This window comes from Pseudomonas sp. H3_A02 (genome assembly GCF_054671965.1).
Map to the genome: position 1 here is coordinate 3,405,073 of NZ_CP162807.1, position 22,465 is coordinate 3,427,537.

The 22,465-nt window shown below is 61.6% G+C and carries 16 protein-coding genes and 3 tRNA genes; all 19 read left to right on the top strand.

Going from position 1 to position 22,465, the window contains the following annotated elements; all coding sequences use genetic code 11:
• Positions 1-6: 6 nt before the first annotated feature.
• The 19 genes from leuD to AB4N80_RS15145 all read left to right on the top strand — a co-directional run bounded on the left by leuD (position 7) and on the right by AB4N80_RS15145 (position 22,185).
• Positions 7-651, top strand: coding sequence for a 3-isopropylmalate dehydratase small subunit (gene leuD, locus AB4N80_RS15055; protein WP_003203864.1), 645 nt, complete (start codon positions 7-9; stop codon positions 649-651).
• Positions 652-795: 144 nt separating this feature from the next.
• Positions 796-1,560, top strand: coding sequence for a class I SAM-dependent methyltransferase (locus AB4N80_RS15060; RefSeq protein WP_460082761.1), 765 nt, complete (start codon positions 796-798; stop codon positions 1,558-1,560).
• Between the two features lie 66 nt (positions 1,561-1,626).
• On the top strand, positions 1,627-2,709 hold the full coding sequence (leuB, locus tag AB4N80_RS15065; RefSeq protein WP_354338596.1) for a 3-isopropylmalate dehydrogenase: 1,083 nt from the start codon (positions 1,627-1,629) through the stop codon (positions 2,707-2,709).
• A 54-nt stretch (positions 2,710-2,763) separates the two neighbouring features.
• Positions 2,764-3,876, top strand: a complete 1,113-nt coding sequence (gene asd, locus AB4N80_RS15070; RefSeq protein ID WP_053185893.1) for an aspartate-semialdehyde dehydrogenase — start codon at positions 2,764-2,766, stop codon at positions 3,874-3,876.
• A 252-nt stretch (positions 3,877-4,128) separates the two neighbouring features.
• Positions 4,129-5,139, top strand: a complete 1,011-nt coding sequence (locus AB4N80_RS15075) for an aspartate-semialdehyde dehydrogenase (protein ID WP_460082767.1) — start codon at positions 4,129-4,131, stop codon at positions 5,137-5,139.
• 209 nt (positions 5,140-5,348) lie between these two features.
• Positions 5,349-7,958 carry a FimV/HubP family polar landmark protein gene (locus tag AB4N80_RS15080; protein ID WP_460082771.1) on the top strand — a complete coding sequence of 870 codons (2,610 nt, stop codon included), beginning with the start codon at positions 5,349-5,351 and terminating at the stop codon, positions 7,956-7,958.
• 719 nt (positions 7,959-8,677) lie between these two features.
• Complete coding sequence (gene truA / locus AB4N80_RS15085; RefSeq protein ID WP_018610821.1) at positions 8,678-9,502, top strand: tRNA pseudouridine(38-40) synthase TruA; 825 nt, start codon at positions 8,678-8,680, stop codon at positions 9,500-9,502.
• A 63-nt stretch (positions 9,503-9,565) separates the two neighbouring features.
• Positions 9,566-10,189 (top strand): phosphoribosylanthranilate isomerase, encoded by a 624-nt coding sequence (locus tag AB4N80_RS15090; protein WP_460082774.1) that lies wholly within the window; start codon positions 9,566-9,568, stop codon positions 10,187-10,189.
• Between the two features lie 265 nt (positions 10,190-10,454).
• Positions 10,455-11,375, top strand: a complete 921-nt coding sequence (gene accD, locus AB4N80_RS15095) for an acetyl-CoA carboxylase, carboxyltransferase subunit beta (protein ID WP_122566034.1) — start codon at positions 10,455-10,457, stop codon at positions 11,373-11,375.
• Positions 11,372-12,679 (top strand): bifunctional tetrahydrofolate synthase/dihydrofolate synthase, encoded by a 1,308-nt coding sequence (gene folC, locus AB4N80_RS15100; RefSeq protein WP_122566033.1) that lies wholly within the window; start codon positions 11,372-11,374, stop codon positions 12,677-12,679. Before accD ends, folC begins: the two co-directional genes overlap by 4 nt.
• On the top strand, positions 12,663-13,334 hold the full coding sequence (locus AB4N80_RS15105) for an SPOR domain-containing protein (RefSeq protein WP_305467713.1): 672 nt from the start codon (positions 12,663-12,665) through the stop codon (positions 13,332-13,334). The genes folC and AB4N80_RS15105 overlap by 17 nt, the downstream gene beginning before the upstream one ends.
• A gap of 89 nt (positions 13,335-13,423) precedes the next feature.
• Complete coding sequence (locus AB4N80_RS15110; protein WP_030142022.1) at positions 13,424-13,984, top strand: CvpA family protein; 561 nt, start codon at positions 13,424-13,426, stop codon at positions 13,982-13,984.
• Between the two features lie 41 nt (positions 13,985-14,025).
• Entirely contained in the window at positions 14,026-15,531 is a 1,506-nt protein-coding gene (gene purF, locus AB4N80_RS15115; protein WP_053123453.1) for an amidophosphoribosyltransferase, read from the top strand.
• 56 nt (positions 15,532-15,587) lie between these two features.
• Complete coding sequence (locus AB4N80_RS15120) at positions 15,588-16,799, top strand: O-succinylhomoserine sulfhydrylase (RefSeq protein WP_460082779.1); 1,212 nt, start codon at positions 15,588-15,590, stop codon at positions 16,797-16,799.
• Complete coding sequence (locus AB4N80_RS15125) at positions 16,796-17,569, top strand: SDR family oxidoreductase (protein WP_460082782.1); 774 nt, start codon at positions 16,796-16,798, stop codon at positions 17,567-17,569. Before AB4N80_RS15120 ends, AB4N80_RS15125 begins: the two co-directional genes overlap by 4 nt.
• Positions 17,570-17,672: 103 nt before the next feature.
• Positions 17,673-17,748, top strand: a tRNA-Val gene (locus AB4N80_RS15130).
• A 58-nt stretch (positions 17,749-17,806) separates the two neighbouring features.
• Positions 17,807-17,883, top strand: a tRNA-Asp gene (locus AB4N80_RS15135).
• Positions 17,884-17,972: 89 nt separating this feature from the next.
• A tRNA-Asp gene (locus AB4N80_RS15140) sits at positions 17,973-18,049 on the top strand.
• 779 nt (positions 18,050-18,828) lie between these two features.
• Positions 18,829-22,185: a type III effector HrpK domain-containing protein gene (locus AB4N80_RS15145; protein ID WP_460082785.1), complete on the top strand. Its 3,357-nt coding sequence runs from the start codon at positions 18,829-18,831 to the stop codon at positions 22,183-22,185.
• Positions 22,186-22,465 lie beyond the last annotated feature (280 nt).

The following is a 22,465-nucleotide window of genomic DNA, read 5'->3' on the forward strand; positions in this document are numbered from 1 at the left end:
CGCAGCATGAAAGCTTTTACCCAGCACACCGGTCTTGTCGCGCCTTTGGATCGTGCCAACGTCGACACCGACCAGATCATTCCCAAGCAGTTCTTGAAGTCCATCAAGCGCACCGGTTTCGGCCCCAACCTGTTCGACGAATGGCGCTACCTGGATGTCGGCCAGCCGTACCAGGACAACTCCAAGCGGCCGTTGAACAAGGATTTCGTGCTCAACGCCGAGCGTTACCAAGGCGCCAGTGTGTTGCTGGCCCGGGAGAACTTCGGCTGCGGTTCGAGCCGCGAACACGCGCCATGGGCCCTGGAAGAGTACGGTTTCCGCAGCATCATCGCGCCGAGCTACGCCGACATCTTCTTCAACAACAGCTTCAAGAACGGCTTGCTGCCGATCATCCTCAGCGATGCTGACGTGGATGAGCTGTTCCAGCAGGTCGAGGCCAACCCGGGCTATCAACTGCAGATCGACCTGGCGGCCCAGACCGTGACCCGTCCTGACGGCAAGGTGTTGGGGTTCGAGATCGATGCGTTTCGCAAGCATTGCCTGCTCAACGGCCTGGATGACATCGGCCTGACCTTGCAGGACGGCGAGGCGATTGCCGCGTTCGAGGCCAAGCACCGGGCGAGCCAGCCTTGGTTGTTTCGGGATGCTTGATGGATTGATGTAGGCAGTACCGGCCTCATCGCGAGCAAGCTCGCTCCCACAGGGGATCTATGGTGTTCACAAGACACCTGTGGGAGCGAGCTTGCTCGCGATGGGGCCCGCCCAGGCAACACAACACCAAAAAGGTAACCATGCATGACCAGCACCGCCCACAGTCAGGTTGTACAAAAGCAATTCGGTGAACAGGCCTCGGCCTACCTGAGCAGTGCCGTGCACGCCCAGGGCGCTGAGTTCGCGCTGCTACAGGCGGCGTTGGCCGGGCGTGGCGATGCCCGTGTGCTGGACCTGGGCTGTGGCGCCGGCCATGTGAGTTTTCACGTGGCGCCGCTGGCCGGTGAAGTGGTGGCCTACGATCTGTCCCAACAGATGTTGGATGTTGTCACCGCAGCAGCGGCTGAGCGTGGCCTGGGCAACATCAGCACGGTCCGGGGCGCCGCCGAGCGCCTGCCGTTCGCCGACGCTGAGTTCGACTTCGTGTTCAGCCGTTATTCGGCGCATCATTGGAGCGACCTCGGCCTGGCGTTGCGGGAAGTGAGGCGAGTGCTCAAGCCGGGCGGGATGATGGCGTTCATCGACATCCTGTCGCCGGGTACGCCATTGCTGGACACCTACTTGCAAAGCATCGAAGTGCTGCGTGACACCAGTCATGTGCGCGATTATTCGGCTGGCGAGTGGTTGCGCCAGGTCAGCGAAGCAGGGCTGCACACCCGCAGCACCTCGCGCCAACGCCTGCGCCTGGAGTACCACTCCTGGGTCGAACGCATGCGCACGCCCGAGGTGATGCGTGGGGCGATCCTCCAGCTGCAGCGTTCGATGGGCGATGAAGTGCTTGAATATTTTGAGATTGAGGCCGATGGTTCGTTCAGTACAGATGTACTGGTGCTGTGGGCCGAGCGATAGCATTTTTCCCGACCCGGCCTTGGGTACGAAGCCCAGGCCCGTGTCGACAGAGCAAACGAGGAAAGCATGAGCAAGCAGATTCTGATTCTCCCAGGTGACGGTATCGGCCCGGAAATCATGGCCGAGGCGGTCAAGGTCCTGGAGCTGGCGAACGACAAGTACGACCTGGGCTTCGAACTCAGCCACGACGTGATCGGCGGCGCCGCCATCGACAAGCACGGCGTGCCCCTGGCCGACGAAACCCTGGACCGTGCCCGTGCTGCCGATGCCGTGCTGCTGGGCGCCGTGGGTGGCCCGAAATGGGACAAGATCGAACGCGACATCCGCCCTGAGCGCGGCCTGCTGAAGATTCGTGCGCAACTGGGCCTGTTCGGCAACCTGCGTCCGGCGATTCTTTACCCGCAACTGGCCGACGCATCGAGCCTGAAGCCGGAAATCGTTTCGGGTCTGGACATCCTTATCGTCCGTGAGCTGACCGGCGGTATCTACTTCGGCGCCCCGCGTGGCACCCGTGAGTTGGATAATGGCGAGCGCCAGGCCTACGACACCCTGCCGTACAGCGAAAGCGAAATCCGCCGTATCGCCCGGGTCGGCTTCGACATGGCCCGTGTGCGCGGCAAGAAGCTGTGCTCGGTGGACAAGGCCAACGTGCTGGCGTCCAGCCAACTGTGGCGTGAAGTGGTCGAGCAGGTGGCCAAGGATTACCCGGACATCGAGCTGAGCCACATGTACGTCGACAACGCCGCCATGCAACTGGTGCGCGCACCGAAGCAGTTCGACGTGATCGTCACCGACAACATGTTCGGCGACATCCTGTCCGACGAAGCGTCGATGCTCACCGGTTCCATCGGCATGCTGCCGTCGGCCTCCCTGGACGCCAACAACAAGGGTATGTACGAGCCGTGCCACGGTTCGGCACCGGACATCGCCGGGCAGGGCATTGCCAACCCATTGGCGACCATCCTGTCGGTGTCGATGATGCTGCGCTACAGCTTCAACTTGAACGATGCCGCCGACGCGATCGAAAAAGCCGTCAGCGTGGTCTTGGACCAAGGCTTGCGCACCGGTGATATCTGGTCGCAAGGTTGTACCAAAGTCGGTACGCAGCAAATGGGCGATGCAGTAGTCGCCGCGCTGCGGAATCTGTAATCTTTCGGGCCCACCGCTTCGACGGTGGCCCACTTTTGTATAGGTGTAGTTGCGATGAAACGTGTAGGTCTGATCGGTTGGCGCGGCATGGTCGGTTCCGTGCTCATGCAGCGAATGCTGGAAGAGCAGGATTTCGATCTCATTGAGCCGGTGTTTTTCACCACTTCCAATGTCGGTGGCCAGGGCCCGTCCGTGGGCAAGGACACCGGTGTGCTCAAGGATGCCTACAGCATCGAAGAGCTCAAGACCCTCGACGTGATCCTGACTTGCCAGGGTGGCGACTACACCAGCGAAGTGTTCCCCAAGCTGCGTGAAGCCGGCTGGCAGGGTTACTGGATCGACGCCGCTTCCAGCCTGCGCATGCAGGACGACGCGGTGATCATCCTCGATCCGGTCAACCGCAAGGTCATCGACCAGCAGCTGGATGCGGGCACCAAGAACTACATTGGCGGCAACTGCACCGTCAGCCTGATGCTGATGGGCCTGGGCGGCCTGTTCGAAGCCGGCCTGGTGGAGTGGATGAGCGCCATGACCTATCAGGCGGCGTCCGGTGCTGGTGCGCAGAACATGCGTGAGCTGATCAAGCAGATGGGCGCCACCCACGCCGCCGTCGCCGATGACCTGGCCAACCCGGCCAGCGCCATCCTCGACATCGACCGCAAGGTCGCCGAGGCGATGCGCAGCGATGCCTACCCGACCGAGAACTTCGGCGTACCGCTGGCCGGCAGCCTGATCCCGTGGATCGACAAGGAACTGCCCAACGGCCAGAGCCGCGAAGAGTGGAAGGCCCAGGCTGAAACCAACAAGATCCTGGGTCGCTTCAAGAGCCCGATCCCGGTGGACGGCATCTGCGTGCGCATCGGCGCCATGCGCTGCCACAGCCAGGCGCTGACCATCAAGCTGAACAAAGACGTGCCTATCGCCGACATCGAAGGGCTGATCAGCCAGCACAACCCTTGGGTCAAGCTGGTGCCGAACAATCGCGAAACCAGCATGCAGGAGCTGAGCCCGACCAAGGTCACCGGCACCCTGAATGTACCGGTGGGCCGTCTGCGCAAATTGAACATGGGTTCGCAATTCGTCGGTGCCTTCACCGTCGGCGACCAACTGCTGTGGGGCGCGGCCGAACCGCTGCGCCGCATGCTGCGGATCCTGCTCGAGCGTTGATTGGATATTGCTGTGAAAGAACCCGTGCCTTGTGAGAGGTGCGGGTTTTTTATTGGGGGCAGTTGTGTGTCAGGGCTGGCCTCATCGCGAGCAAGCTCGCTCCCACATGGGATCTTCAGTGACCACAAAACCTGTGGGAGCGAGCTTGCTCGCGATGAGGTCGCCCCAGGCACTGCAAACCCTCCGGCCAATTGCCTGCATACCCACCACCCGGTAAAGTGCCGCTCCCCACGTTTTACCTGAGGTAGACCCATGAGCCAGTCCTTTGATATTGCCGTGATCGGCGCCACCGGTACTGTCGGCGAAACCCTTGTCCAGATTCTCGAAGAACGAAACTTTCCGGTCGGCAACCTGTACCTGTTGGCCAGCAGCGAATCGGCAGGCAGCTCGGTGATGTTTCGCGGCAAAAACGTGCGGGTGCGCGAAGTCGACGAATTCGATTTCAGCAAAGTCCAATTGGTGTTCTTCGCCGCCGGCCCGGCGGTGACCTTGAGTTTCGCCCCGCGGGCCACGGCGGCTGGCTGTGCGTTGATCGACTTGTCCGGGGCCTTGCCGCCCGAGCAGGCGCCACAGATTGTGCCGGAAGCCAACGCCCAGGTCCTGGCCGGTTTGAGTAAGCCGTTGCAAGTCACCAGCCCCAGCGCATCGGCCACGGCCTTGGCGGTGGTGCTGGCGCCACTGCGCGAATGCCTGGATCTGCAGCGCATCAGCCTGACCGCCAGCCTCGCGGTGTCGGCCCAGGGCCGCGTGGCCGTGAGCGAGCTGGCGCGCCAGACCGCCGAGCTGCTCAACGCCCGTCCACTGGAACCGAAATTCTTTGATCGGCAGATGGCGTTCAACCTGCTGGCCCAGGTCGGCGCCCCGGACGAACAGGGCCATACATCGCTGGAAAAGCGCTTGGTCCGCGAGTTGCGCCAGGTGCTGAATCAACCTTTATTAAAGATTTCCGTCACTTGCATTCAAGCCCCGGTGTTTTTTGGCGATAGCTTTAGCGTGACCGTGCAGTCTGCTAGCGCCATCGACCTGGCCAAGGTCAACGCGGCCCTGGAAGCGGCGCCCGGCATCGAGCTGGTGGAGGCGGGCGATTACCCGACTGCAGTGGGTGATGCGGTGGGGCAGGATGTGGTCTACGTTGGTCGTGTGCGCGGTGGGATCGACGATCCGGCTGAACTAAATATGTGGCTGACGTCAGATAACGTGCGCAAGGGCGCGGCGCTCAATGCAGTGCAAGTGGCTGAGTTGTTGATAAAAGACCTGCTGTAAAAGATACTTGGCAACAATTTGTCGAATGATTCTAGCTGGGCGCTATGCTTGGCCAGAGCGTTGAAGGCGAACATCCCTGCGGGGACTTGCCCGGGGCATGAGTGAAACGATCGCGCGCACCGTTGCTTCGGGGCTGCGCGCAATGCCTTACGGCAGCGGCATCAATACCTTCTCGCTGGCCGAGGAATGTTCAAACAAAGGAAGAGGCTATGGTTCAAGTTCGCAAACTGGTGTTAGCAATAGCGGCCGCCTCGGCGCTGTCCTCCGGTATGGCGCAAGCGCTCGGGCTCGGGGAATTGACCCTGAAGTCGACGCCGAACCAGCCCCTGGTCGCCGAGATCGAGTTGCTTGACGTCCAGCAACTGACCGCCGCCGAAGTCGTGCCGAGCCTGGCCTCGCCCGACGACTTCGCCAAGGCCGGGGTCGACCGCCAGGCCTTTCTCAATGACCTGAGTTTCACCCCGGTGATCAACGCCAACGGCAAGAGTGTCCTGCGGGTCACGTCCAGCCGGCCGTTGTCAGAGCCCATGGTCAAGTTCCTGGTGCAGGTGATGTGGCCCAACGGCCGTCTGCTGCGCGACTACAGCGTATTGCTCGATCCTTCCAAATTCTCGCCACAGGCCGCCGACGCTGCCCGGGCAAAACCGCCCCAGGTCGTGTCCACGCCGGTTACTGGGGCCACCAAGCCGTCCCAGTACACCACCACGCCGCGCGATACCCTGTGGGAAATCGCCGCCAAGGTGCGCAACGGTGGGTCGGTCCAGCAAACCATGCTGGCGATCCAGGCGTTGAACCCGAACGCGTTCATCAACGGCAACATCAACCTGCTCAAGACCGGCCAGGTGTTGCGCCTGCCAGATCCGGTGCAAAGCACGGCGTTGCCGCAACCCCAGGCCATCGCCGAAGTGGCTGCGCAGAACGCCGCCTGGCGCTCGGGGCGTCGTGGCGTGGCGGGTGCTGGCAAGCAGCAGTTGGACGCCACCAAGCGTGGCCGTGGCGAAGGCGCGCCGGCACAGGCGGCTGGTCGCGACAACTTGAGTCTGGTGTCGGCCGACTCGGCGAAGGCGGGCGGCAAGGGCAAGGGCGCTGCCGGCGATGCCCAGGCGCTCAGCAACAAGCTTGCAGTCACCCAGGAAAGCCTCGATTCGGCTCGCCGGGACAACGAAGAACTGAAAAGCCGCATGGCGGATCTGCAGAGCCAACTGGACAAACTGCAGCGCCTGATCGAGCTGAAGAACAACCAACTGGCCAAGATGCAGGCCGAAGGTGCCGCCGTTCCGCCTGCTGGCGAAGCACCTGCTGGCGAGGCGCCTGCGGCGATGTCCGCCGAGCTGACCCCTGCGCCAGCGGCACAGGCCCCGACGACTGCGCCTGCACCTGCGCCAGAAGCGACCCCGGAAGCGACGCTGCCTGCCGCATCGGTCGAGCCGACGCCTGCCGCGTCCAACGAGCAAAAATACAACGACCTGCTGACCAATCCGATCCTGCTAGGGTTGATTGGCGGCGGCGCGCTGCTTTTGCTGTTGCTGCTGTTGTTGCTCGCCCGTCGCCGCAAGGCCCAGCAGGAAGCGGAAAAACACTTGCGCATGGCCCGGGCCCTCGAGGAGGAGGCTGACTTCTCCCCGGAGCTCGATCTGCCCCCGAGCAGCTTCGAGGGCATTGAGGTTCCACCGCCTAGCGTAAAACTCGAGCCAAAACCGGCCCCTGCGCCAGCGCCCAAGCCGGCCCCGGTGATCGCGCCTGTGGTGGTCACGCCGCCTATCGCCGCGCCATTGGTGGCGCCGGCCGCCGAGCGTTCCGACGACGTGCTGCCCCAGGCCCAGTCCCATATCGACCGCGGCCGCTTGAACCAGGCCGCCGACTTGCTTGAGCAGGGCATCAAGGCCGAACCCCAGCGCAGCGACTTGCGTCTGAAACTGATGGAAGTCTACGGTCAGCAGGGCGACCGCGACGCCTTTGTCGCCCAGGAACGCCAACTGGTGGCCAATGGCGACAACTTCGCCCAGGTTGAACAGCTGAAAAGCCGTTTCCCGGCCATGGTGGTCGCTACCGCCGCTGCTGGCCTTGCTGCGGCGACAGTGGCTGCAGAGCTGGACGCGCAGTACGTCAAGGACCTGCTGGAAGACAAATCGCCCACCGATGAGGAGCTGGACAGCGCCTTCGACCTGAGCCTGGATGATCTGGAGACCCCGGTCGCGCCTGCACCGGAGCCTGTCGCCGAGCTGGACGCATTCCCGGAAGACGACGACCTGAGTTTCGAGTCGGTGCTCAAGCAGCAGACTGAAGCCAACGAAAGCCTGGACGACCTGTCGGAATTCGACCTGGACCTGGGCGCCGACGCGCCGACCCCGGTCGCGGCGCTCGATGACGAAGACTTCCTCCTGGATCTGGATGATGACCTCAAGGGCCTGGATCTTCCTGCAGCTGAAACGCCAGCCCTGGACGATACGCCAGCCGACGATCTCGAATTGCCGGCGGATTTCGATCTGTCCCTTGCCGACGAGATGGATGCCCCTGACCGGCCAAAGGATGCCTTCGAATCCGAGCTGGACGATGTAAACGCCGAACTGGATCGCCTGTCCGACAGCCTGGGTCAACCGACCTTCACCGCCGAAGATGCCTTGGTTGGCGCTGAAGACGAGCCGGACTTCGACTTCCTCAGCGGTACCGATGAGGTGGCGACCAAGCTCGATCTGGCCCAGGCCTACATCGACATGGGCGACAACGACGGCGCCCGCGACATCCTTGGTGAAGTCCTCAGCGAAGGCGATGCCACTCAGAAGAGCGAAGCGCAGGAAATGTTGTCGCGCTTGGTCTGAGAGGATCGGGTGAACAAGAACGGCAGCCGATGAGGCTGCCGTTCTTGTTTGGGGCAGGGGAGGTAATGGCGTTTGGGCTGGCCCCATCGCGAGCAAACTCAGCTCCCACATGGATTTGTGCTGGACATAGGATATTGTGAATACCCGAGAACCCCTGTGGGAGCCGAGCTTGCTCGCGATGACGGCGGCATATTCAACATCTTCGCAAGCTGACCCACCGCTATCGCGAGCAAGCTCAGCTCCCACAGGGATTTGTGCTGGACACAGGATTTATGAGCACCCGAGCCCCCCTGTGGGAGCCGAGCTTGCTCGCGATGACGGCGGCATATTCAACATCTTCGCAAGCTGACCCACCGCTATCGCGAGCAAGCTCAGCTCCCACATGGATTTGTGCTGGACATAGGATATTGTGAATACCCGAGAACCCCTGTGGGAGCCGAGCTTGCTCGCGATGACGGCGGCATATTCAACATCTTCGCAAGCTGACCCACCGCTATCGCGAGCAAGCTCAGCTCCCACAGGGATTTGTGCTGGACACAGGATTTATGAGCACCCGAGCCCCCCTGTGGGAGCCGAGCTTGCTCGCGATGGCGGCAGTCGATTCAACCCAGGACCCCTGGTTGCACTGGCATCCCGCCCCGACGGCCTTATAATGCCCGCCTTTGCGTACCTCAGCAGGCTGTAATTCCTTGGCAAACATAGACAACCCGGCCGCCGAAATGGCGGCCGACGGCTTTTTCCGGATCGCCTTGGGCGTTGAATACAAAGGCTCGCGCTACCGTGGCTGGCAGCGTCAGGCGTCCGGTGTATTGACGGTGCAGGAAACCCTCGAAAACGCGCTGTCCAAAGTCGCCGACTCGCCCGTGTCGCTGCATTGCGCCGGCCGTACCGATGCCGGCGTGCATGCCTGCGGCCAGGTGGTGCATTTCGACACCCAGGTCGAGCGTTCGATGAAGGCCTGGGTCATGGGCGCCAACATCAACTTGCCCCACGATGTCAGCGTCAGCTGGGCCAAGGTGATGCCGGCGCATTTCCATGCGCGCTTCAAGGCCATCGCCCGGCGTTATCGCTACGTGATCTACAACGATCAGATCCGTCCGGCGCACCTGAACGAAGAAATCACCTGGAACCACCGCCCGCTGGACGTCGAGCGCATGGCCGAGGCCGCACAGTACCTGGTCGGTGTCCATGATTTCAGCGCCTTCCGTGCCGGCCAGTGCCAGGCCAAGTCGCCGATCAAGGAGCTGCATCACCTGCGCGTGACCCGTCACGGCAAGATGATCGTGCTCGACATCCGCGCCAGCGCCTTCCTGCATCACATGGTGCGCAACATTGCCGGCGTGCTGATGACCATTGGTGCCGGCGAGCGGCCGGTGGAATGGATCAAGGAAGTGCTCGACAGCCGTGTCCGCCGTTCCGGTGGTGTCACGGCGCATCCGTTTGGCTTGTACCTGGTACAGGTCGAATATCGCGATGAGTTCGAGCTGCCGGAGCGTTACATCGGGCCACATTTCCTCACTGGCTTCTCGGAACTCGACGGCTGACGCCCTCCGCAGCATTTGTTACCATCCGGGACTTTCACGGATTTGCCTGAGGTTTTACCCACCATGCCCGTCGTTCGCAGCAAGATTTGCGGGATCACCCGCGTCGAGGACGCGTTGGCGGCGGTCGAGGCCGGGGCCGATGCCATCGGGCTGGTGTTCTACGCCAAGAGCCCGCGGGCGGTGACGGTGCAGCAGGCGCGGGCGATCGTCCAGGCCTTGCCGCCGTTCGTGACCCCGGTGGGCCTGTTCGTCAATGCCAGTCGTTGCGAGCTGGGCGAGATCCTCTATGCGGTGCCGCTGGGCTTGTTGCAGTTCCATGGCGACGAAACCCCGGCCGACTGCGAAGGCTGGCATCGTCCGTACATCAAGGCGTTGCGGGTCAAGGCCGGTGACGACATTGCCGCCGGTTGCGAAGCCTTTGCCAGTGCCAGCGGTATCTTGCTGGACACCTATGTAGAAGGCGTTCCCGGCGGTACCGGCGAAGCCTTCGACTGGTCGCTGGTGCCACAAGGCCTGGGCAAGCCGATCGTCCTGGCCGGCGGCCTGACGGCGGAAAACGTCGCCGCGGCCATTCGTCAGGTTCGCCCCTATGCAGTGGATGTGAGCGGTGGGGTGGAGCAGGGCAAGGGCATCAAGGATCCGGCAAAGATTCGTGCGTTCATGGCTGCTGTTCGCAACAGCCAGTAGTCAATGTGACGGCTGGCAGACTGCCGCCGTCCATACCTGCACTGTACAAAGCAGGCAGGCACCGCCTCCGGGTGGGCCGATAGCGTAGGGGCAACCGCGGTGCAGCGGTTGCCGGGATGGCAGAGGAGGTTGGGCTGCACGCAGGTCATGTTTCGCGCTGACCGTGGTGGCCGTTCGACCCTCGCCGCACAATGAATTTAGCTCAAGGGCATACGCGGGGCCGCGAACCAGAGCGTTCGGGCCGCCGGTACTGGAGAAAGAAAGCATGAGCAACTGGTTAGTAGACAAACTGATCCCTTCGATCATGCGTTCCGAGGTGAAGAAAAGCTCGGTGCCTGAAGGTCTGTGGCACAAATGTCCATCCTGCGAGGCGGTGCTGTACCGTCCCGAGCTGGAAAAGACCCTGGACGTTTGCCCTAAGTGCAACCACCACATGCGCATCGGCGCGCGTGCCCGTATCGATATTTTCCTGGACGCAGAAGGCCGCGTGGAGCTGGGCGCCGACCTGGAGCCGGTGGACCGTCTGAAATTCCGCGACGGCAAGAAATACAAGGATCGCCTGACCGCTGCCCAGAAGCAGACCGGTGAAAAAGACGCCCTGGTGTCCATGAGCGGCACCTTGCTGGGCATGCCGGTGGTGGTCTCGGCTTTCGAGTTCTCCTTCATGGGCGGTTCCATGGGCGCCATCGTCGGCGAGCGTTTTGTTCGCGCGGCCAACTATGCCCTGGAAAACCGTTGCCCGATGATCTGCTTCGCCGCTTCCGGCGGTGCGCGGATGCAGGAAGCGCTGATCTCCCTGATGCAAATGGCCAAGACCTCCGCGGTCCTGGCGCGTCTGCGTGAAGAAGGCATTCCGTTCATCTCGGTACTGACCGACCCGGTCTACGGCGGTGTTTCCGCCAGTCTGGCCATGCTCGGCGACGTGATTGTCGGCGAGCCGAAAGCCCTGATCGGCTTTGCCGGCCCACGTGTGATCGAGCAGACCGTGCGTGAAAAACTGCCGGAAGGCTTCCAGCGCAGCGAGTTCCTGCTGGAACACGGCGCCATCGACATGATCATTCATCGCCAAGAGCTGCGTCCGCGCCTGGGCAACCTGCTGGCGCAACTGATGGGCCTGCCGACGCCGACATTCGTCGCCGCACCGATCGAGCCGATCGTGGTTCCGCCAGTGCCTGCCGGGCTATGACCCAACGCACCCTGGGCGACTGGCTTGCCTACCTCGAGCAGTTGCATCCATCGGCCATCGACATGGGGCTGGAGCGCTCGCAAACGGTAGCGTCCCGCATGGGACTGGCCAAGCCGGCGCCCCGGGTCGTCACCGTCACCGGCACCAACGGCAAGGGTTCGACCTGCGCCTTCGTGGCTTCTCTGCTGCGGGCCCAGGGGCTGAGCGTCGGTGTGTACAGCTCGCCGCACCTGTTGCGCTACAACGAACGGGTGCAAGTGAACGGCGTCGAAGCCACTGACGCCCAGCTGTGCGAAGCCTTTGCCGCGGTGGAAGCCGGGCGAGGCGATACAACCCTCACGTATTTCGAGATGGGCACCCTGGCGGCGTTCTGGTTGTTTGCCCGTGCCGGTCTCGATGCGGTCGTGCTGGAAGTCGGTCTGGGCGGGCGGCTGGATACGGTCAACCTGGTGGACGCCGACATTGCACTGGTCACCAGCATTGGCGTGGACCATGCCGATTACCTGGGCAATACCCGCGAATCCGTAGCCTTCGAGAAGGCCGGCATCTTCCGCCAGGGCGCGCCTGCGCTCTGTGGCGATCTCAATCCTCCTCAGCCATTGCTGGACAAGGTTCGCGAGCTTAGCTGTCCGTTCTTTCTGCGAGGGCGGGATTTCGATCTGGCGATGACCGAGCAGCACTGGCAATGGCGCGGCAGCGATCTGCGCGGTAATCCAGTGGAGTTGCGCGACCTGCCACTGTTGGACCTGCCGATGGAGAACGCCGCGCTGGCGCTCCAGGCCTATTTGTTGCTGGGCTTGCCCTGGGAGGCCGGGCAAATCGTCCAGGCGTTGCAGGCGACCCGTGTGGTCGGGCGCCTCGACCGCCGTCAGTTCGATTGGCAAGGCAAACGCCTGAACCTGTTGCTGGACGTCGGCCATAACCCCCATGCGGCGCAGTACCTGGCCGAACGCCTGGCGCGGCGGCCCGTGGCGGGACGGCGCCTGGCGGTGTTCGGGCTGTTGTCCGACAAGGATCTGGATGGCGTTGTCGATGCGTTGGATGCTAGTGTCCAGCACTGGGCGGTGACGCCGCTGGATTCGCCGCGCTCACGTACGGCGGCTGAGCTGCAGGAGGCCTTGCAGCGTCACGGTGCTTCAGTGCAAGCCTACGCCAGCGTGGCTGACGCCCTGGAAGGGCAGTGCGCCCTGGCGACGGCCAATGATGAAATCCTGCTGTTCGGATCATTTTTTTGTGTTGCCGAGGCCCTTCAATGGTTGGCCCGGCGCTCCACGGAGGAAGCTGCAGATGGCATTGCTGGATAAAGCGTACAAGCAGCGCATGGTCGGGGCCCTGGTATTGGTGGCCCTGGCGGTGATTTTCCTGCCGATGCTGTTTTCCCGCCAGGACGAGCAACGCCAGGTCACGGTCGACGCGCCAGCCGCGCCCCAGGCACCTTCGGTGCCGCCCGTGCAGGTCGAACCGGTGGCCGTGCCCGAGCCCCAGGTCTTGCCCCAGGAGCCGGTGCCAAGCGACGAGGAACTGGCTGAGCAACCTGCTGCGCCTTCCACGCCGATTGCACCTGTTCCTGCCACGCCAGCTCCGGCTGCACCGAGCAAACCGGCTGTCGCGCCCGTGGCTGTTCCAGCGGCGCCGGCGATCAAACCGGCTCCGAGCCAGCCGATCACCGCCGCGCCGACCAAGCCGGACACGACCCAGAGTCGCGTGGACGCCAATGGCCTGTCGGTCAGTTGGTCGGTGCAACTGGCCAGCCTGACCAGTCGCGAAAGTGCCGAGAACTTGCAGAAAACCCTGCGCAGCCAGGGCTACAACGCCTATATCCGCTCCGCCGATGGCAAGAACCGGGTGTTTGTCGGGCCGTTGATCGAGCGTGCCGAGGCCGACCGCCTGCGTGATCTGCTCGGCCGCCAGCAGAACCTCAAGGGGTTCGTCGTGCGCTTCCAGCCTGAGCGCGGTTGACGGCGATTTAGCTGATTTGAATCACGCAGCTTACCGACAGCCCTGGGCTCTGCTAAAATGCGCCGCCTTATCCGTCTGTAGGCTGCACCGTGCCATTTACCTGGGTTGACTGGGCGATCGTTGCGATCGTCGCCATCTCCGCATTGATCAGTCTGAGCCGCGGCTTCGTCAAGGAAGCCCTCTCGCTGCTGACCTGGATCATCGCGGGAGTCGTAGCCTGGATGTTTGGTGGTTCGCTGTCCCAGTACCTCGCCGGATACATCGAAACTCCCTCGGCCCGCGTGATCGCGGGCTGCGCCATCTTGTTTATCGCCACCTTGCTGGTTGGCGCAATGATCAATTATCTGATCGGCGAACTGATTCGCGTCACCGGGCTTTCCGGGACGGACCGGTTCCTGGGCATGGCCTTTGGCGCGGCGCGTGGCGCGTTGCTGGTGGTCGTGGCCGTCGGGCTCTTGAGCCTGGGTCCGGTGCAGCAGGATACGTGGTGGCAGGAGTCCCGGCTCGTGCCACAATTTCTATTGGTCGCAGACTGGTCCAAAAACCTGATCCTGGGTTGGAGCAGTCAGTGGCTTGCCAGCGGTATCAGCGTACCCGCTGAAATACCGTTCAAGGAACACCTCTTGCCGACGGCCAAAACGCCGCAGTGAGTGTTGTTCAGTTCAGATCCATTAAGTAGGGGTTGCGTCGCATGTGTGGCATCGTCGGTATCGTCGGTAAGTCGAACGTCAATCAGGCGCTGTATGACGCGCTAACCGTGCTCCAGCACCGCGGCCAGGACGCTGCCGGTATCGTGACCAGCCATGACGGCCGGTTATTCCTGCGCAAGGACAACGGCCTGGTGCGTGACGTGTTCCACCAGCGTCACATGCAGCGTCTGGTCGGCCACATGGGTATCGGCCACGTGCGCTACCCGACCGCGGGCAGCTCGACGTCGGCTGAAGCCCAGCCGTTCTACGTCAACTCGCCTTACGGCATCACCCTGGCGCACAACGGCAACCTGACCAACGTCGAGCAACTGGCCAAGGAGATCTACGAATCTGACTTGCGCCACGTCAACACCAGTTCCGACTCGGAAGTGATGCTCAACGTGTTCGCCCATGAGCTGGCCCAGCGCGGCAAGCTGCAGCCCACCGAAGAAGACGTGTTCGCCGCCGTGACCGACGTGCACAACCGTTGCGTGGGTGGCTACGCGGTGGTGGCGATGATCACCGGCTATGGCATCGTCGGTTTCCGCGACCCCCATGGCATCCGCCCGATCGTGTTCGGCCAGCGTCACACCGACGAAGGCGTCGAGTACATGATCGCCTCCGAAAGCGTGTCCCTGGACGTGCTGGGCTTCACCCTGATTCGCGACCTGGCTCCCGGCGAAGCGGTCTACATCACGGAAGACGGCAAGCTGCACACCCGCCAGTGCGCGACCAACCCGTCCCTGACCCCGTGCATCTTCGAACACGTCTACCTGGCGCGTCCGGACTCGATCATCGACGGTATCTCGGTCTACAAGGCGCGCCTGCGCATGGGCGAGAAGCTGGCCGACAAGATCCTGCGCGAGCGTCCGGAGCACGACATCGACGTGGTCATCCCGATCCCGGACACCAGCCGCACCGCGGCCCTGGAGCTGGCGAACCACCTGGGCGTCAAGTTCCGCGAAGGCTTCGTGAAGAACCGCTACATCGGCCGGACCTTCATCATGCCGGGCCAGGCCGCACGGAAAAAATCCGTACGCCAGAAGCTCAACGCCATCGAACTGGAATTCCGCGGCAAGAACGTGATGCTGGTGGATGATTCCATTGTGCGTGGCACCACCTGCAAGCAGATCATCCAGATGGCCCGCGAAGCCGGCGCCAAGAACGTGTATTTCTGCTCCGCGGCCCCGGCCGTGCGCTACCCGAACGTCTACGGCATCGACATGCCGAGTGCCCATGAGCTGATCGCTCATAACCGCACCACCCAGGACGTGGCCGACCTGATCGGCGCCGACTGGCTGATCTATCAGGACCTGCCGGACCTGATCGAAGCGGTGGGCGGCGGCAAGATCAAGATCGAGCAGTTCGATTGCGCAGTGTTCGACGGCAAGTACGTCACCGGCGACATCGACGACGCCTACTTGAACAAGATCGAGAACGCGCGTAACGATGCGTCCAAGGCCAAGACCCAGGCGGTCAGTGCGATCATCGACCTGTACAACAACTGAGTACGAACCGGCCCCGAGGGGCCGGTTTGCGTTTAACCGATTAAAGGAGTGACAGCATGAGTCAGGATTGGGATGCCGGTCGGCTGGACAGCGACCTTGAAGGCGTAGCGTTCGATACCCTGGCGGTTCGCGCGGGTCAGCACCGTACACCGGAAGCCGAACATGGCGATCCGATGTTCTTTACCTCCAGCTACGTGTTCCGCACGGCTGCCGACGCTGCGGCGCGGTTTGCCGGCGAGGTGCCGGGCAACGTCTACTCGCGCTACACCAACCCGACCGTGCGGGCCTTCGAGGAGCGCATCGCCGCCCTGGAAGGCGCCGAGCAAGCCGTGGCGACCGCCACCGGCATGGCCGCGATCATGGCCGTGGTGATGAGCCTGTGCAGCGCCGGCGACCATGTGCTGGTGTCGCGTAGCGTCTTCGGTTCGACCATCAGCCTGTTCGAAAAGTATTTCAAGCGTTTCGGCGTGGAAGTCGATTACGTGCCCCTGGCGGATCTGTCCGCTTGGGATGCGGCAATCAAGGCCAATACCAAGCTGCTCTTCGTCGAGTCGCCTTCCAACCCCCTGGCTGAACTGGTGGACATTGCCGCACTGGCGGAAATCGCCCATGCCAAGGGCGCCATGCTGGTGGTCGATAACTGCTTCTGCACCCCGGCGCTGCAACAGCCGCTGAAGCTGGGCGCGGACATGGTGGTGCATTCGGCGACCAAGTTCATCGACGGCCAGGGCCGTTGCATGGGCGGCGTGGTGGCCGGTCGTGGCGAACAGATGAAAGAGGTGGTGGGCTTCTTGCGCACCGCAGGGCCGACCCTCAGCCCGTTCAACGCCTGGATCTTCCTCAAGGGCCTGGAAACCCTCGGCCTGCGCATGAAAGCCCATTGCGCCAATGCCCAGGCCCTGGCCGAGTGGCTGGAGCAGCAGGACGGCATCGAGAAGGTGCATTACGCCGGCCTCAAGAGCCATCCGCAACATGACCTGGCCTTGCGTCAGCAACGCGGTTTCGGTGCGGTGGTGAGCTTCGAGGTCAGGGGGGGCAAGGAGGGCGCCTGGCGCTTTATCGATGCGACTCGGTTGATTTCCATCACGGCCAACCTGGGTGACAGCAAAACCACCATCACCCACCCGAGCACCACGTCCCACGGTCGCCTGTCGCCCCAGGAACGTGAATCGGCGGGTATTCGTGACAGCCTGATCCGCGTCGCGGTCGGCCTGGAAGACGTGGCGGACCTGCAAGCTGACCTGGCCCGCGGGTTGGCGGCCTTGTGATCGAGCTGGCTGCGCCGCCGAGCGGCACTCATGGCCGGGTTGCACTGGTTACGGGCGCCGCGCGGGGCATCGGCCTGGGCATCGCCGCCTGGCTGATCTGTGAAGGTTGGCAGGTGGTGTTGACCGATCTGGATCGCGAACGCGGGTCCAAGGTGGCGAAGACCCTGGGCGACCACGCTTGGTTCATCGCCATGGACGTGGCGGACGAGGCGCAGGTCGCCACCGGTATCGCCGAGGTGCTCGGGCAGTTCGGGCGGCTCGACGCGCTGGTGTGCAACGCGGCCATCGCTGACCCGCACAACATCACTCTGGAAAGCCTCGACCTGGCTTACTGGAATCGGGTCCTGGCGGTGAATCTCGGTGGGCCGATGCTCCTGGCCAAGCACTGCGCGCCGTATCTGCGTGCTCACAACGGCGCTATCGTCAACCTGGCCTCGACCCGCGCCGCGCAATCGGAACCCGACACCGAAGCCTATGCGGCGAGCAAGGGCGGCCTGCTGGCCCTGACCCATGCCCTGGCCATCAGCCTCGGACCGGAGATCCGGGTCAACGCCGTCAGCCCTGGCTGGATCGATGCACGGGACCCATCCCAGCGCCGCGCCGAGCCGCTGACCGACGCCGATCACGCCCAGCATCCCGCGGGAAGGGTGGGCACGGTAGAGGACGTGGCGGCGATGGTGGCGTGGCTGTTGTCGCGCAATGCCGGTTTTGTCACGGGGCAGGAGTTCGTGGTGGACGGCGGCATGACCAAGAAAATGATTTATGAGTGAGGGCGGTCGCGGGTGCCGTTTGAAACTGTTTTGAAAAAACTTCAACCCTGCTATTGACTTAGCTTCGGTACCTGCGTAAATTTCGCGGCCTCAGCGAAGCAAAGGGTGATTAGCTCAGCCGGGAGAGCGTCTGCCTTACAAGCAGAATGTCGGCGGTTCGATCCCGTCATCACCCACCATGTTTTACGAGAGTTTTGCGAAAGCAAGACGGAAGCTGTCAAAAGCCTCCACCGACGCGCAGCGGTAGTTCAGTCGGTTAGAATACCGGCCTGTCACGCCGGGGGTCGCGGGTTCGAGTCCCGTCCGCTGCGCCATATTTTCCGAAGCAGGTTCGCCTGGTTCGAGATCCAGACCCCAGGGTTTTGATCAGACGAGTTAACTGGACGCAAGTCCATAGCGATACGCAGCGGTAGTTCAGTCGGTTAGAATACCGGCCTGTCACGCCGGGGGTCGCGGGTTCGAGTCCCGTCCGCTGCGCCATATCTGCTTCGAGGCCCACTGAACGCCTTGAAGCTACGGAAATAGCGGCCTTGAGCCGCTTTTTTCGTTTCTGAATTCCCTGAAATCTATCTTCAACCGCGGTTTTCAAGTACACCGCTGGCACAGCCTTTTTACGATTTCTTGCACATCAATTTCGTATTGGTGCGTCTACCGCTGGGCGGTATTCCCCTTCTTGGCATTTCCGGTCCTTATCAACGCCAGGCAACACTGGCGGGGAGGAGGAGCACTCAACTAGATTGATAGAGTATTCGCTCTACCTGAATACAAGGCGAATCCCACTACCAGCCAGCCCTTTCGAAAATTACGAAATAGTCGCCATATGAATATTACATCGCCAGGAACAGGAACGTTATTGGCGAAAGTGTGTTTGGCGTGGTGAGGGGAGCGAGGAAAACTTTTATAAGTTCAACACAGCCTATGAGATTAACTTTTTCTTGGTGGGGCCGTTGTAGTCGCTCTTCTCCATTAGAGGGGCGAGGCAATTCTTAAGATACTGATACGCGGCGATGGCTTATTGGTATCATTTTGGCGCTACAGTAAAAGCGTCATGTAAACTTAATGTGATCGTTTTTTTTGCTGTAACACTCTCCGTGATACTCCTTTCATGATCCTGCCGCTACGCAGATTTATCATCCGATTAATATCAACTTAATGGCACTTTGAGCATGCGTATTTACGCCGGCTGATGTGTCGCAGGTGTTGCGCCTTTGCGGGCTCGCACCTTGCACTTATCCGTGCCCCAGAAAAAGGAGTTTTTCATGTCCGTTCAAGATGTCAGTTTTGTAGGCATAACTTCTAGGCCGCAAGACCCGAAACTTGCCGAAGCCTGGGACCAGGCGATCAAGCAGGCCAAGGATGCGGGCATTGAATGGGAGCGGCCGGAAGGCGACGACCGCTCGGCCCAGGACATCATCAATGACACGCCAGTGCTCAAGAACCTGGGTAACCAGAGCGATGTGAAGGATAACCTCAAGGATCGTGTCGGCGATTTCGAGACTGACCCCGATGCGGCCTACCGCGCCAAGCAGGTGCTTGAGCACGTGGAAAAATATGATGAGGGCGGTGAGCGGATTGCCAGCAAAGACATCGATAACGGCCGGGTCGACGGCTTCACAAAGGGCGGCGATGCCAAGCACGGCACCGAGGCGGGTCGCCTGCAGGATTTTGGTCGACAAGGGTTCTCGCACCTCAAAGGCGAGCTCAAGGATCTATCCAAGCCTGGCGATGATCCCAAGGTACGCGAGCAGGCCGAGGCCTTGGGGATCAAGTGGGAGCGCCCTGAAGGGGATGATCGCTCCGCGCAGGACATCATCGATGGCAATGCCTTGCTCAAGAACCTCGGCAATCAGAGCGGTGTCAGGGACATGCTCAAGGAGCAGGTCGGCGATTTTGAAAATGATCCCGACGCGGCCTATCGGGCGACCCAGGTGCTCGAGCACATCGAGACCCTCAATGGCGAGGGGGGCAAGATTGCCGGCAAGGACGTAGGCAACGGTCGTGTCGATGGTTTCACCAAGAGCGGCGAAGCGAAGCATGGCACCGAAGCCGGCCGCCTGCAGGACTTCGGCAAGATGGGGTTTTCTGCCCTCAAAGGTGAAATCAAGGATTCGTCGTCGGCTGGCGACAACAAGGAAGCCCGCGAGCAGGCCGAAAAGGTTGGCATCGTCTGGAAGCGTCCGGAAGAGGATAAGCGCTCAGCCCAAGACATCATTGAAGACAACCCGCTGCTCAAGAACCTGGGCAACCAGAGTGGCGTCAAGGACATGCTCAAGGACCAGGTCGGCGATTACGAGAACGACGCCGACGCCGCCTACCGGGCTGCGCAGGTCTTGGATCGCATCACGATGTTCGATGACAAGGGCAATGCCCAGTCCGGTGGTGATGTGTTCAACTGCAGCGTGGACGGTTTCACCAAGAGCGGCGAAGCCAAGCACGGCACTGAGGCGGGTCGACTGCAGGATTTCGGCAAGGAAGGCTTTTCGAGCCTGCCGGAACTCAAGAAAACCGATGATATTGCCAGCTACAAGGATTACCTCAAGACCAACAAGGATGCCGATCCGGCGTCGCAGCAGATCGCCAAGTATGCAGCGATCCTCGATGAAAACTTTGAGGCCATCAAGGGCAAGACCGGTGCGGGCAAGTACCTGACTGCCGAGGATATCAAGGAGTACAGGAACCAGAATTCACAGCTGAGCGAGGAGACCAGGCAGGCACTGGATTTCTGGTCTCAGCCAGGTGCGTTCAAGGTTATCGACAACGCCAAGAACCCACTGGACAAGAATCCTGATGGCGAACTGAGCAGGGGGGATGTCCAGAGTTGGCTCAAGAGTGCCAACGTGCCCAAGGATGCGACCTCCGTGACCGCGCTGCTTTCGGGGATCGCCGGCAACAATGCCTTGGCCAGGGTCGATACCGCAGGCTTGAACAAGGACGTGTTTGATCATCCGGAGAAATATTCGGCAGAGGAAAAGGCCGCTGTTCTGCAGGATCTCAAGGCCGCCCAGCAGTTGATTATCCAGGGCAGCGCCGCCGGGATGTGGAGGGATGACAAGTCGCAGGTCACGATTGCCAACAAGGTGCGCAGCCATCCCGATGCCCAGAAGCTGCTGGACGATGTCAACAAGCACATTGGTCTCTTGGAAAGTGATCCTGCTGTCAGCCAGTACATGGGCGAGCATGGCTCCAGTGAGCTGACCAAGCTGGTGGACGGTAACAAGGGGCTCAAGGAGTCCCTGCGAAAAACCTACGATGACCAAATCAAGTCTGGCAAGTCACTTGATGCACTGTGGGAGGCCAAGTCCAAGGATGGCAAGACGACCCACACGGAAATTCTTGCCGAGTTCTTTGGTACGGCACAGACCCTCCAGGGCGCGTTGGGCATCAATAATGCCGGTGAGATCCAGGCCGCCGTCAAAGGCTCCAAGGCGAATGCCGAGTTGGAAAGCTTTTACGAGAAGTCGCTGGCTTCAGGCGATCGCCTGAATGAGCTGCTCAAGGACCATACCCCTGACGAAGCCATGAGTGCCTTCAGCCTTGAAGTCGCGCTGTACAACTCGGCGCTGGACCCTGAGTTCACCGGCAAGTTCGACACACAGCTCAACGAGAACTTCACCAGGATCGCCAAGGAAAATGCCTTCAAGGATGCGTCCTTCGACGACATGAAGGCGGCCTTCGGCGTCAATGGTGGGAGTGAGCTGGACGAGGAGAAGGTCAAGAAAATCATCGAGCAGATCAGCAAGGAAAACCCGCAGATGCTGGTCAATGCCGACGGCACCGTCGCCACGCCAGACCAGATCCTGACTAATTTCAGGGGGGACTGGGACCTGCTTCGCCAGGGCACCAAGACCCTGGATGCGCTGGATGTCTTCAGCAAGGATTCCTCGATCAAGGGCGCTGCCAGCAAAGGTGTCCTGCACGGTGTGAGTGGGCTGTTCATGGCCGGCGTGACTATCGCCAAAGGTGCCAACAACGCCGGTAAGCTGACCGAGCGGCAAATCGTCGACATCGCCACCGGCTCAGTGCAGGCCGCCACGCTCCTGGCTGAAGGGGGGCTGAAAAACTATCAGGAATACCTCAAGGATGTGAAAGGTAAGCTGACAGGTGATCGGCTCGGCGACCTGGGCAAGAAGATGGACGATCCGCTCAAAAGCGTGACCGCCAACCTCAAGGGCATGGAAAACGCGGCCAAGGGGATCGGTGGCATTGCCGCTATCACAGCCGGTGCCTACGGCATCTTCGATGGTGTCAAGGCGCTCAGGAAAGGCGATACGGTCTCCGGTGGCATGAATATCACGGCCGGTTCGTTGGGGATCATGGCTGGTTTGGCTTCGGTGGCTGAGGTGGGCGCCAGCGCGATGAGCGTTTCGGCGATTGCCGCTTCGCGAATCTCGATGATAGCGGGTGGCTTGGGCTTCGCGGCGGCGGGTGTGGCCGCGCTGGCGCTGCTCGTGCCGGGCTTGATCGAGGAAGGCAAGCAGGAGACGCGGGTGGGCAAATTCGCGGATGCCTTGAGCGATTACCTGACTCAGTACGAAATCGACGGCGTGCCGCAAGGCGATATCTGGGATATCCCTTACGAGGAGTGGCCGGGCGAAGATAGCACCATCGCTTCCTGACGCCGGCTCAGTCGGTCGCTGCTGCAGCATGATGGGTGGACGACCCCGGGCAATTGCCTCAAGGCATTGCCCGGGCCACCAGCGTGCTGGCGAGTGCCTGTAAGAAACTGGGGGGTTGTCCAGGATATGAAGCGTACTGAAGTTATGTGAAGTTGATTGCAACTGGCCATCAAGGCGAAGTTGCTAATCGAGTGGCTTTTATTTGGAAAAAGCTCTGTAGATGTATTTTATTCAGTGGCCACGCTGTTTATATCGTCTGCCCCTAGGCCTGTAAGTATCT